Raw genomic sequence first — 12,760 nt, forward strand, 5'->3', positions numbered from 1 at the left:
CTATCAGCTGTTCTTCTGCTCTGATAATGCGATTGAGCGATTGTTTTTCCAGAATTTATGTAAAGGGGCGATAAATGCGCCGGCCATCGCGAACCAGATAAAGTCTTCCAGAGGAACATGTAGTACGAAAATGCCTGAAAGATTATGGAATGACCAGGTGGCTTTCACCCAGCCACTATTGATCCATTCAGGTACACCAAAAAAGGTGAAAGCCATTATGCAGGAGAACAGGCTTCCGGTGACAGCATTGTTGATCAGGTCTTTTCTCAAACTCAAGATAAGAACAATGCAAATGCCGAAAGCGAGAACTGTGGCAACAAAAGAATGCAGCATAAATACCAGCGTGCTACCGAAGAAGACGGTGCAGGTGATTAAAGCAATGTATCTGAACCTGACAGGCCACTTAGGTGTGTGCTCCCTTTTTTCATAGCCCCGGATGAATATCACTTCATAACAAACTGCGACTGAACCGGAAAAGAAAAAACCGAATAGAAAATCTTCAATGCCGACTGTAGTACCTGTCAGCGTGACCGGATCCCACCAGTCACCGGCATAAACAAATTCCGAGAGCAGGCCACCAATGCCGAATAGAAATGAGATGATCAGCATGGTAGGGCGAAGGTCCGGCCGGATCAGGAAAAAGAAGCCCCAGAATATGCCAACAGAAAGTGTCGCATACAGATAACTGTACTCATACATTAATAAATGAATTCCTTAGCCGTGGCGTATTTGTGCACATGCTCCTTAGTGTAGAAGAAAAATACAAGTGCGCAATTTCACGCAATATTTTTATGGAGCTACAATTTGGTTTTGCAATGGACGTATGAAGCCGAGTTATGCACTATGCTGCACATGTCCACTGGTACTGCTTTAGCAACGGCTTCTCGTTTAGAGATAATAAAGCGTTTCATTGTAGTGTTTCTGCTTCTATCGCTGTTTGGACCCCAGGCACATGCAGCAGTTATTGATGCCGCTTCCAGTGTTGAACCGGCTCCGGCCAAATTTCGATTTACCTATGATAATGTAACTCTGCCAGCTAACGAAAAAATGGGGTTTCTTGGGGCAACACTGCTGTTTGATCTCAATGATTATATTTCAGTAGGTGGTGCTTCCTATGGTGCACTGGTTGGTCAACGAGGAGGGTTCATTACTCTGGGAGTTGCTGCCGAAGGAAGATTACCTCTAACAGATATTTTAGAAGTGAACTCAGGTATCTTTGTTGGTGCAGGTGGAGGTCGTGGTGGCCTGCAATTGGCTGGCGGTGGCTTAATGCTTCGTTACCATCTAGGGACCCATGTAAAAACCTGGCTGGGAGATTTTGGTGCAGGTGTTTCCTATATAGACTTTCCAGACGGGACTATTCATAGCGCTCAGCCCTACATTTCTTATGAATATCCATTTACTACGCTTATAGCTTCAGGGCATCATGAACTGCCTGAATGGGAGGGGGCAAGACTTGGAAGGGGACATCAGTCCGAACAGGAATTTATGACAGTCTTTCGTTCATATATCATCCCGACCGGTGTTTTATCAGATAGCGGAACCCCGCAACATAGTTCGATGCATTTGATGGGTGTTGAGTGGAATAAATACCTGGATGATAACCTGTTTGTGAAGGTTGAATCTGAAGGTGCAATGGGTGGGCAAAGCAGCGGTTACATGCAGATTCTCTTTGGTCTGGGTTATCGTCTTGAAATCATGGACGGAACCTGGTTGAAGGTTTCGTCATCGCTTGGAGTGGCAGGTGGCGGCAACGTTGCCACTGGTGGTGGGCTGATTATTGATGGTGTTGTATCGTTGCAACAACGTTTGGGGGATAACCTGTTTGCAGAAGTGTCTGGTGGATATGTGAAAGTACCTGAGACTACATTCAAAGCTTACAGCCTTGCAGGCAAACTTGGTTATCATTTCTTTACACCGAATGCATATGATGAACCCATAGCAAGCAGTGATTTGTCAGGTTTTGAACCACAGCACTTTCGTATCAGGGCTACACATCAGACTTATTTAAAAGCTGATCCTGACTGGCGCTCTATTTTCCCTGACCTGAATGTTGATCTGCTTGGAATTCAACTGGACTACTTCCCGCATTCTAATTTTTATCTGACAGGGCAGGGGATTGCTGCTTATAAGGGCAAGGCTGGTGCATACATGACTGGGTTGGTTGGTGCTGGAGTGCATCTCCCTATGTTTAACACACCTCTATTCATAGAAGCCGAAGGATTATTGGGGGCAGCAGGTGGTGGTGGTTTAGCTGTAGGTGGTGGCCTTGTATGGCAGGCCAATGCAGGGCTTGGATATCAGTTGATGGATGATTTCAGTCTGTTAGCACAATATGGATATATGCGCGCTCCAAAAGGTAAATTCAGAGCTAAGGTCCTGAGCCTTGCTTTTGGCTATAACTTTACACTATTTACAAAATAGAGATGGCTTTAATCTGAGATCGCCTTTCTCCCTTTTAAATCAATAGTTAGAGACTTATACTTAAGGTTATTTGTTAGTTTCATGCCATCCTCGCCAAGGATAAACAGGGCAGTGCTCCAGGCATCGGCTAATGTGGCATTATCGGCAATAATGGTTGCGCTCTGACTGTTTGTGGCTGGATGCCCAGTGGCCGGATTAATGATATGGTGATATCTGTTTCCTTCATGGATATAGAAACGTTCGTAATCCCCTGAGGTTACGACTGCCACATCTCCTTCAAGCTCCAGTGTCTCGATAACTTCACCTTTATTGCGAGGGTGCCTGATGCCGATTCGCCAGGGACGGTCACCATGACTGCCGATCAGGCGGATATCACCACCGGCATTGATAATGGCACTATTGATACCGTGTTGCTTGAATAGTTCGATACCCCGATCAATGGCATAACCTTTGGCTATGGCCCCGAAATCAAGCAGGCAACGAGTATCAGTGCGCATCCAGGCACCTTCAGTCTCTTTTATACATGTTGATGGCGGTTTGATCTGATCGATAGCGGATTGAGCTGGAGGCAACGACGGTGTATCACTGCCTGAAAACCCCCATAGCAGATTGAGTCCGCCGATAGCAGGATCGAAAGCACCCTGACTCTGTTGTTTAATTTTTAGCGCAACCCGGAGCAGGTCGGAGACTTCCTTTGGCAATATCACCGGGGTATTGATCCCCGAGTTGTTAAAATCTTTCACGCTATTGGGGTGTGTTCCATAAATGGTAAAAGTATCTTCAATTCGCTGCATTTCCAGGGCTGCAGCAGTGATGGCTTTCTCCGCCCTCTCTTTGTCTGCATCTGCAATGGTGAATTCAACCAATGTTCCCATGATAAAACGGGTTTCGTGAATATCTTCAGGTCCGCTGCATGCAGACAGGAAAATAGTAATCATCAGGAATAATAGCAGGCGAAACATGTAGCTATTGTTGCTTTGTTTGCCTGTCAGGCAAGAAGCAATACATCTTGTGGGTTTGATTTTATCTGCAAAATACCTGATTATTAGCCTCAGGTATTTTGAGAGGTTTAAAAATGACAGTGATGTTAACTGAATCTGCAGCCCGGAAAGTGCAGGGACTGTTGGAAAAAGAGAGTAATGAAGCGTTGAACCTGCGCGTATTTGTATCCGGTGGCGGTTGCTCTGGGTTCCAGTATGGATTCACCTTTGATGATCAGATGAATGATAATGATACACTGGTTGAAAACCATGGCGTAAAACTATTGGTGGATCAGTCCAGCCTTGATCTTCTGGATGGGTCAGAGATTGATTATCAGACGTCGATTCAGGGGGAATCTTTTGTCATTCGTAATCCGAATGCAGGCTCCACCTGTGGTTGCGGCAAATCATTCACGCCTGCAGAGAACGGTGGCGGTTGCGCCAATGCTGAATACTGATTGCCGGTATTTTCTTTTTAAAACGGGGTCCTCGGGCCTCGTTTTTTTGTTGTTAGTGAGTCTATAGGGTTTGACAATGCATGCGCTTGAAATTCATGGTCTGGGTAAAACTTACAATAATGGCAAAACCGCACTTCAAGATGTGAACCTGACAGTACCTCAGGGAAGTTTTTTTGCGCTGCTAGGGCCCAATGGTGCAGGTAAAAGTACGATGATTAACGTTCTGGCTGATACAGTCCGGCCGACTGCCGGCAATGTTTCCCTGTTCGGGCGTGATCTGTTTAATGATCGTGCCTGGTGTAAAAAGCGTATGGGAGTCGTGCCGCAAGAGATTGCTTTTGACCCATTCTTCACGCCGCGAGAGGTACTGCGTTTCACATCTGGCTTATTTGGTTGCAAACCGGATGAGGCGTGGATTGATGAGCTGTTTGAACGATTGGAACTGACTGAACACAGCAAAAAGAATACACGTCAGCTCTCTGGTGGTATGCGTCGTCGCCTGCTTGTGGCACAGGCCCTGGTACACAGGCCTGAACTGGTGATATTAGACGAACCGACTGCAGGTGTTGATGTTGAACTGCGCCGTCGTCTGTGGGATTTCATGCGCGAACTGAATAATAAAGGTATCACAATTCTGTTGACGACCCATTATCTCGATGAAGCTGAAGAATTATGTGATCAAGTGGCCATTATCGATCAGGGCAATCTGCTGACTGCCCAGCCTATGCAGCAGTTGATGCAAAGCGTTGCATCTTCATATCTGTGGCTGAATTATGCCAAGCCTGTGACATTAAATGAAACAGATAAGCTGGCCCTTGCCACATACGAACCCAGAAGCAGTGAAGAAGGGCTTTGCCTGAAACTGGGGCGTCTGGACGATGGCAATTCAACGTTTCATCAGGCCTATGAAGCTGCTGTTGCACGTTTTGGACCACCCGTGGACGCAGGTGTGCGCTCAGAAGACCTGGAAGATGTGTTCCTGCGACTCACTGCCAGACATGGGGCGAAAGCATGATACCAATCAATCCGCGCGGCACATGGACCCTGTTTCTACGCGAAATTCGCCGTTTTCTTAAAGTTAAAATGCAAACCATCATCACACCTGCACTGACTGCAATTCTGTATCTGATGATTTTTCGTTATGCGATGGGAGAACGGCAGGTTCCCGGTCTGGAAATCGACTATTTCACCTTTCTTGTTCCGGGTTTGGCTATGATGGCCATGATGCAAAACGCTTTTGCGAATACATCCAGCTCGATGATTATGGGAAAAGTTATGGGTATGCATATCTATCTGCTTATGGCACCGTTATCTGCCATTGAAGTGGTGTTTGCTTTTCTTGCTGCAGCTGTTGTGCGCGCGGTGGTCGTGGCCACAGTGTTTCTGACGGTACTCATACCATTTGTTGATCTTTCGCTTTTGCATCCGGGTGTGATTCTGCTCTATGGTATAAGTGGTAGCATTATTATGGGTGGACTTGGCCTGATTAGCGGCATGTGGGCGAAAGACTTTGATAATGTTGCCATGATTACCAACTTTGTGATTATGCCGTTAACCTTTCTCTCCGGTGTGTTTTATTCAGTGAAGCAGCTACCCGAGATCTGGCAGCAGGTTAATACCTTTAATCCATTCTTCTATTTGACTGATGGCTTCCGTTTCGGTTTCCTTGGTCTAGGTGACACGGACCCGTTTGCTTCAATTAGTATTGTACTCGGATCAGTTATCATCACCATTCTGGCCTGCTGGTCACTGTGGTATAATGGCTGGAGAATGAAAGAGTAGCAAACCAACTTAAGCAATGGGTATTGCTTAAGTTGGTGCGATAGTTCAAAAGAGAACAGAGCAATGGGTATTGCTTAAGTTGGTGCGATAGTTCAAAAGAGAACAGAGCAATGGGTATTGCTAAAGTTGGTGCGATAGTTCTAAAGAGAACAAAGCAGTGGGTTTGCTTCACTTGGCACAATTCAAAAAATGCAGATAATGAGGTTTTATGTACAACTCAAAAAGCAAAGCTGCACGTAAGACATCAGCCTGGTATCAGCGCCATGCAAACGATCCTCATGTAAAAAGAGCCCAGAAAGAGGGGAAACGTTCACGTGCAGCTTTCAAGCTCACTGAAATTCTTGAACAGCATCAGTTGCAGGTTAAAAAAAATGCCGTGATTGTTGATCTCGGTTGTGCACCAGGCTCATGGAGTATTGAGCTTGCCAAACGTGTGGGTCCTGAAGGCAAAGTCATTGGTATTGACCTGTTGCCGCTCAAACCGATTGAGGGCGTTAGCCTGATTCAGGCTGACTTTGATTCACCAGAAGGACAGAAGGCGCTTGAGGAAGCATTAGAAGGACGTGCAGTTGATATGGTGGTGTCCGATATGGCTCCGGAGATGAGCGGCGACAAACTGGTGGATCAGATGCGTATGATAGGTCTGAACGAGATGACTTTGCATTTTGCCCGTCAGTACTTGCGTCCCGGAGGCGATGTGCTGATGAAAACTTTTATGGGTGAAGGTTATGATGCCTTCCGGCGTGATCTTGGTTTGTCATTCAAGAAGATTAAAAACATCAAACCTGCAGCCAGTCGTAAAACGTCCCCCGAGTTTTTTCTGTTAGGTCGGGAATTTAAAGCAATCGATTAACTGTTTTTGCGTTTGTTCCGACGTGACCTGAAGAAAGACTTCAGAAGCTTACTGCTCTCATCGGCCAATACGCCCGATGTAATCTCTGCTTGATGATTTAACCTTTCATCAGACAGAATTTGGTATAAGGATTCAACTGCTCCGGTTTTTGGATCACTTGCTGCATATACCACTCGACTTATGCGAGCATGTACGATGGCACCTGCACACATCAGGCACGGTTCCAGCGTCACATAGAGCGTACTTCCAGTCAGGCGATAATTGCCGAGTGCCTGACATGCCTCTCGAATGACACGCATTTCTGCGTGGGCTGAAGCATCATCAGTTGTGATTGGTGCATTGCCCGATACAAACTCCTCTCCATCAGCAGTGATCAGTAGTGCGCCAACAGGTACTTCGCCATTTTCCGCTGCTATTTCAGCCTGTTGCAAAGCTTTGTTCATGTAATCAGTATCACTTTGCATCAACGTTCCAGTTTCGGGTCAAAGTAATCTCTCAATCCCTCACCAAGCAGATTATATCCCAGCACTGTAATCAGAATGGCAAGGCCCGGGAACATTGAAACCCACCATGCAATTTCAATATTATCTTTTCCTTCAATAAGAATATTGCCCCAGGAAGGTGTTGGTGGTTGAACTCCCAGCCCCAGAAAAGAGAGACCGGATTCAACAAGCACAGCACCAGCAATGCCAAGTACAGCTGACACCAGAATGGGCCCCATGGCATTGGGTAGCAAATAACGCCACATCATGCGAATAGACGGAACTCCGAGGCTTTGTGCCGCCAGAACAAACTCACGATGACGCAATGAGAGAAATTCAGCCCTTACAAGTCGTGCTACACCCATCCATGAAGTGAGGCCTATGATGATCATAATATTCCAGATCGAGGGCTCAAGAAATGCAATCACAGCCAGAATCAGGAAAAAAGTCGGGAAGCAGAGCACCATATCAGTCAGGCGCATAACGATGCCATCGGTGCGACCACCATTGTATCCGGCAACGGCTCCGAGTATCAGCCCGATCAACAGGGATATGCCGACTGCGACAAAACCAACTGCCAGAGAGATTCGTGCACCGTAAAGCATGCGGGAAAAGATATCGCGCCCCAAAGTATCTGTGCCGCACCAGTGTTCCCAGGATGGCGGCATGAGTATCACTTTGACGTTGATTTCAGATGGGTCATAGGGGGCTAGCCAAGGTGCAAACAGGGCAAGGCCTGTAATGATAGCCACGATAAGGCCACCGATAAACATTAATGGTCGCTGCCTGGCAAAGGAAGTCATGAGCCTGCTCCATGGCGGATGCGAGGATCTGCCCAGGCATAGGAGAGGTCTGCAATCAGGTTGCCCAGCAGTGTCAGCACTGCGCCAATCACGGTAATACCCATCACCAGAGGGTAGTCACGTGACATGACAGCTTCGAAAAACAACAGGCCCATGCCCGGTAGTGAGAATAGCTGCTCGACAATTACCGAGCCACCGATCAATCCGGGAATGGAGAGACCTAGCAGCGTAATAATCGGCAGCAGTGCATTTTTCAACGCCAGTCGGTATCGAATCACACCTTCGGGTACACCCATGGCACGTGCAGTTGTGATGTAATCAGAGCGTATGACATCCAGCATGCCTGTGCGCATAAACCGGCTCATGCCGGCAAGCCCGCCAATGGCGGAGATAAATACCGGTAAGACAAGGTGTTCCAGTAGATCCATCTGCTGTTGCCAGAAGCCCATTTGCTGCCAGTTATAGTCATGTAATCCGGATATGGGTAGCCACTGTAAATTGGCGCCAAGAGAGATCATTAACAGAAGTCCCAGCCAGAAAGAAGGGATGGCAAAACCGATGAAGACAAAGATGGTCATGCCCTTATCAAACCATGAGTCCCGGCGTACAGCACTGGCAATGCCTATGGGGATGGCAATGGCAATAATCACCATCATGGCCAGTACATTAATCCATAGCGTTACGGGGATACGTTCCGATATTTTGTCCAGCACACTACGACCATCTGCAGAAAATGATTGGCCAAAATCCAGTACGACCAGACGATTCAGCCAATTCCAGTATTGTTCATATAAGGGTTTGTCCAGACCGTAATAGGCACGCAGGCGTTCGATATCCTGACTGGAAACCTTCGGGTTAAACTCTTGCCCAGTAACCACCGGTTCACCCGGTGCAAGGTGCATGATTCCAAAAGATATAATAGTGATCCCCAGAAGTAGGGGGATCATTCCAGCCATGCGTTTCATCAGATAATTAAGCACAGGGCAACTATAACCGCGAAAGCATTGAATTACATCGTATTGCTCTAAAGACAGTTTCCCTTTTTATTTCAAGGGTATAGACATCAATCTTGACAATGTGTTGTAACATTGCTGGTATCATCTGCTAATTATGAATCCGTGGGGGAAAACTGTGAAAAAAAGTTTATTCGCAATGACTATTGCAGTGATGTTTGCTTTGGCTGCACCGGTAACAACTACTGAACATGTGTCGTTTGGCTATCAGAAGGCACAGGCTGCAGAAGCTGTAGATGGCATGAAACGTTTGAAGCTTATCATTAGAAAATTGCGTGATGCGATGGGCAGCATGAAAGATTTTGATGAATTGGAAAAAGCCGGTTTGAGTAAAAAAGATGTGAACCGTATGCGTCGTGCCATGGAAGATAAGATCAATCAGATGATGGAGGATGCGATTTATGCAATCCGCAACATCTAAATACATTTCTAGCATATTTGTTCGACGAAACCGTCAGCGTTTTACGCTTTTATCTGCAGTGGCAGCATTTCTAATGCTGACCGTGACCCCATTACCTGCACATGCAGATGGTGAAATCAGGAATTTTAATTTCGCCGTATTCCAGAAGTATGATGAAAACTTTGAATTCGAGCCGATAGTTCTTGGCAAGTTCAGTGATTTTATTCAGGCGATGAAAGGTTCTATGGTACTGATGATTTCGCAAACGAGAAATGCGGTCAATGGCGATGTCATCAACGTACAGCAAGACGTATTACGTGATGCTGAAGGAAGCCTGAATGATATGGGTATCAACTGCAGCCTCTCATACCTGGACTTGAGCAGTGAAGACAACACTTCCTTTGAAGTAGGGGGGTTGTGTAAAATCATTGATTCTCTGAATACGAATGTCACTGTGATTATCCCGATGATCGCCCTGCCTGATACGGAACAGGGAATTGATGCATGGGTTGCGTTATATGAAGACGAGGAAAATGGTATTGCCTTTTACGCTAACGTCAGCTCTAGTCAGTAAAACTGCTACTCCACAATATCATTGAAGTCATAATATGATTTATATTTGGCTGCTTGATTGATATCATTAAGAAACAGCTGAAAGGTATTAATCTGTTTTTCAGTGTGTGATGCAGAGTCTGTTTTGTCTTTGTTTGAAAAAACGGGCAAGATGTACACGGTTTTGGCAGGCCATGTGGCCTGAACGGGCGCTCTGATTTTTATGAGTTTCCATAAGATGTTTATTCAATCGTGAGGGCATGGTCTGATACAATGCAATTGAAGCATCAACGGCAACTGATTCAACTGGGAGTGATCAGTGAGGCTCAGATTACTGAAGCCGAACAAAGTGATCAGTTTCATAAAAAAGGTTTACTCCTGTGTCTTCTTGAGATGCATAATGTAGATAGCAGCACACTACTTAATGCAGTATCCAAAATTTATAAAACCCCATATGTAGATATTACTAATCTGACCATTGATGACAGTTTACTGGAACTCTGTTCTGAAAAGCTGTGCATGCAATACGACTTTGTACCTATTTCCCAAAATGAAACAGATCTGTTGATTGCAACCGGAAACCCGCTTGATGTGAATATGCTTAATGCACTGGGGTTTAAGCTGGGGAAACGCATAGTGCCCCGTTTTACCCACCCGGATTATATTCAACGCAAAATTTCTGATAGTTATAGTAATAGTGATTCGGCATTTGATGCTGCGATGGAAGGGCTTGATGATGAGCATGCGCTTACCCAGGAGATTGACTCTGGTACGGTGTCGGCAAACCTGGATGAGCTAAAACGCGGTGCCGAAGATTCCCCCATTTTCAAGCTGGTGAACGGAATCATTGTACAGGCAATGAAGATTGGTAGTTCGGATGTGCATATTGAACCCGGTGAGCGCCAGAGTGTGGTGCGTTTGCGTGTGGATGGTCGACTGCGTCCTATGCTGAAGTTTCCCTCCAAGGCGCACCCTCTGGTGGTCTCGCGCATTAAAATCATGTCCAAACTGGATATTGCCAATGCCCGTACACCTCAGGATGGACGTACCCGCATCAAGCTATGGGGTAAAAGCTATGATATGCGTATCTCCACTTTACCGGCTATGCATGGTGAAAAAGTTGTCATGCGTATTCTGGACAAAGGCGGACTTGCACTGAGTCTGGATGTGCTCTGCTTTGAAGAGTTGGCCTATAAGCGGGTCAGGGAATGCATTAAGCTGCCAACGGGGGCGATACTTGTGACCGGCCCGACGGGCAGTGGCAAAACGACGACGCTGTATTCATTTCTGCATCATATCAAAGATGAAGAGATGAACCTGATTACGATCGAAGATCCGGTTGAATTCCAGATCGAAGGTATCAACCAGGTACAGGTTAACCAGAAGTCCGGTATGACTTTTTCTACGGTATTACGTTCCATTCTGCGACAAGATCCGGATGTGGTGATGGTTGGTGAGATTCGTGATGAAGAAACGGCTGAGATTGCTTTGCATGCAGCTCAGACAGGTCATCTCGTATTATCAACATTGCATACCAACGATGCCCCTTCCACCATTACCAGACTTATCGATATAGGCATTGACCCGATGATGCTTGGTTCATCATTGAGTTTGATTGTTGCTCAACGTCTGGTGCGCCGTCTGTGCACAAAATGTCGCAAGGTAGGGCGCCCGAACAGTGATCTTATAGAGCGCCTGGGAATCCCTGATGACGTGGTATTTTTTGAAAAGGTAGGTTGCAAAGAATGCATGGATATCGGCTATAAAGGCCGTCTTGGCATCCATGAGGTTCTTTATGTGAATGATCGCATGCGCAAGCTGATTTCGCGCGGAGCACTGGATCGCGAACTGATGCAGGCTGCCAGAGAAGAGGGTATGTTCACCATGTTTGAGGATGGCTTGTCGAAAGCAATGGCCGGCCAGACCAGTCTTGAAGAGGTGATTCGCGTAACGACACAACCTGAAGGGTTTAAATTATATGAACATCTCGATGAAAACATGCAGATGCTCTCATATGGAAAAGTTCAGAAAAACAGGGACCAGCGCCAGCAACAGAACACAGATACGGGCCAACAGACCATTCTTGTTGTTGATGATTCAAGCAGCGTACGAAACCTTGTCGAATTTATTCTTGATGCTGATGGATATAAAGTGCTGCAGGCAGAGGATGGCCAGCAGGCGTGGAATATGTTGCAGAGTATGAAACCGAACCTGGTTCTGACCGATTGCGAAATGCCGAATATGACAGGTCTGGAATTGCTCCAGCGCATGCGGGAACAGGAGCGCTTTAGTGATGTGCCGATTATCCTGCTTACAGCGCGCAAGAGTGAGGAAGATGAAGTGCTGGGTTTGAAATATGGCGCTGACGATTATATCGGCAAACCTGTAGAGCCATTGAAGTTGCAGGCCAGAGTGAAAAAAACACTTGGTCTGTATGCGCATATACGCTCCAATGTACAATAAAATCAGATATGGTGATGTATGCAGACTGCTAAAGATATTGAACAGATGAGAGATCAGGATGATATGCTACACGTAATTGTCGGTGGCAAAGATGTGCTGTTGCGCTCAACTCAAATCAAGGAGGTAGTCAGGCCGGGAGCTCTTACTGCCGTTCCAATGGCACCTGACCACCTGATAGGTTTGGCGAATATTCACGGACAAATTGTCTGTATTATTAATGTGGGGAAAGTTTCATCGCTACCATCGCCATCACTGCATGCAACAGCGCGTACACGCCTGTTAATGTTACGGCATCCAGTGATGCATGTTGGCATTTGGGTTGATGAAGTAAAAAGGATGCAGAAAATCGATCGCGATTTGATTGCCCAAAGCACTGCGTCTGAACTATATGGAAATGTTGCACAACTTGAGCATGATGGACTCGACTATGCATTGCTTGATTGCTCACAATTACTGCAGAAATAAGAGAATCAGGCATTTAACAAATTAGATTGAATTTGTTTTGGCAAACCTGTTAAGGTTTTCCTGCTATGTATTGAAGGGAAGGGGA

General features: G+C 46.2%; 14 protein-coding genes. 9 read left to right on the plus strand and 5 right to left on the minus strand.

Annotation, left to right across the window (positions count from 1 at the left end; all coding sequences use genetic code 11):
- Positions 1-3: 3 nt before the first annotated feature.
- On the minus strand, positions 4-699 hold the full coding sequence (locus tag MMIC_RS04305; RefSeq protein ID WP_072659225.1) for a lycopene cyclase domain-containing protein: 696 nt from the start codon (positions 697-699) through the stop codon (positions 4-6).
- Between the two features lie 153 nt (positions 700-852).
- Here MMIC_RS04305 and MMIC_RS04310 point away from each other — a divergent pair, with 153 nt between their 5' ends.
- Complete coding sequence (locus MMIC_RS04310) at positions 853-2,424, plus strand: hypothetical protein (RefSeq protein WP_143144878.1); 1,572 nt, start codon at positions 853-855, stop codon at positions 2,422-2,424.
- An 8-nt stretch (positions 2,425-2,432) separates the two neighbouring features.
- Here MMIC_RS04310 and MMIC_RS04315 read toward each other — a convergent pair whose 3' ends face one another.
- Positions 2,433-3,386, minus strand: a complete 954-nt coding sequence (locus MMIC_RS04315) for an FAD:protein FMN transferase (protein WP_072659226.1) — start codon at positions 3,384-3,386, stop codon at positions 2,433-2,435.
- Positions 3,387-3,499: 113 nt separating this feature from the next.
- Here MMIC_RS04315 and erpA point away from each other — a divergent pair, with 113 nt between their 5' ends.
- From erpA to MMIC_RS04335, 4 genes are all read left to right on the plus strand, one after another.
- Complete coding sequence (gene erpA, locus MMIC_RS04320; RefSeq protein ID WP_072659227.1) at positions 3,500-3,862, plus strand: iron-sulfur cluster insertion protein ErpA; 363 nt, start codon at positions 3,500-3,502, stop codon at positions 3,860-3,862.
- A 76-nt stretch (positions 3,863-3,938) separates the two neighbouring features.
- Positions 3,939-4,877: an ABC transporter ATP-binding protein gene (locus MMIC_RS04325; RefSeq protein ID WP_072659228.1), complete on the plus strand. Its 939-nt coding sequence runs from the start codon at positions 3,939-3,941 to the stop codon at positions 4,875-4,877.
- Complete coding sequence (locus MMIC_RS04330) at positions 4,874-5,644, plus strand: ABC transporter permease (protein ID WP_072659229.1); 771 nt, start codon at positions 4,874-4,876, stop codon at positions 5,642-5,644. The genes MMIC_RS04325 and MMIC_RS04330 overlap by 4 nt, the downstream gene beginning before the upstream one ends.
- Before the next feature lie 208 nt (positions 5,645-5,852).
- On the plus strand, positions 5,853-6,497 hold the full coding sequence (locus MMIC_RS04335; protein WP_072659230.1) for an RlmE family RNA methyltransferase: 645 nt from the start codon (positions 5,853-5,855) through the stop codon (positions 6,495-6,497).
- Here MMIC_RS04335 and tadA read toward each other — a convergent pair.
- From tadA to MMIC_RS04350, 3 genes are read right to left on the minus strand one after another with little or no spacing between them, the layout of a single operon-like run.
- Positions 6,494-6,961 carry a tRNA adenosine(34) deaminase TadA gene (gene tadA, locus MMIC_RS04340; protein ID WP_072659231.1) on the minus strand — a complete coding sequence of 156 codons (468 nt, stop codon included), beginning with the start codon at positions 6,959-6,961 and terminating at the stop codon, positions 6,494-6,496. The two genes, MMIC_RS04335 and tadA, sit on opposite strands and share 4 nt — an antisense overlap.
- Positions 6,961-7,782, minus strand: coding sequence for an ABC transporter permease (locus MMIC_RS04345; protein WP_072659232.1), 822 nt, complete (start codon positions 7,780-7,782; stop codon positions 6,961-6,963). The genes tadA and MMIC_RS04345 overlap by 1 nt, the downstream gene beginning before the upstream one ends.
- Positions 7,779-8,762: an ABC transporter permease gene (locus MMIC_RS04350; RefSeq protein ID WP_072659233.1), complete on the minus strand. Its 984-nt coding sequence runs from the start codon at positions 8,760-8,762 to the stop codon at positions 7,779-7,781. Before MMIC_RS04350 ends, MMIC_RS04345 begins: the two co-directional genes overlap by 4 nt.
- Before the next feature lie 151 nt (positions 8,763-8,913).
- Between MMIC_RS04350 and MMIC_RS04355 the strand changes: the two genes are divergently transcribed.
- From MMIC_RS04355 to MMIC_RS04370, 4 genes are all read left to right on the plus strand, one after another.
- Positions 8,914-9,216, plus strand: coding sequence for a hypothetical protein (locus MMIC_RS04355; RefSeq protein WP_227819352.1), 303 nt, complete (start codon positions 8,914-8,916; stop codon positions 9,214-9,216).
- The gene (locus MMIC_RS04360) at positions 9,197-9,769 is read left to right on the plus strand and encodes a hypothetical protein (protein WP_072659234.1); all 573 of its coding nucleotides are present in this window, start codon (positions 9,197-9,199) and stop codon (positions 9,767-9,769) included. The genes MMIC_RS04355 and MMIC_RS04360 overlap by 20 nt, the downstream gene beginning before the upstream one ends.
- A gap of 251 nt (positions 9,770-10,020) precedes the next feature.
- Positions 10,021-12,210 (plus strand): ATPase, T2SS/T4P/T4SS family, encoded by a 2,190-nt coding sequence (locus MMIC_RS04365; RefSeq protein ID WP_072659235.1) that lies wholly within the window; start codon positions 10,021-10,023, stop codon positions 12,208-12,210.
- A gap of 18 nt (positions 12,211-12,228) precedes the next feature.
- Complete coding sequence (locus MMIC_RS04370) at positions 12,229-12,675, plus strand: chemotaxis protein CheW (RefSeq protein WP_227819353.1); 447 nt, start codon at positions 12,229-12,231, stop codon at positions 12,673-12,675.
- Positions 12,676-12,760 lie beyond the last annotated feature (85 nt).

The sequence above is a fragment of the Mariprofundus micogutta genome (genome assembly GCF_001895085.1).
Lineage (GTDB): Bacteria > Pseudomonadota > Zetaproteobacteria > Mariprofundales > Mariprofundaceae > Mariprofundus > Mariprofundus micogutta.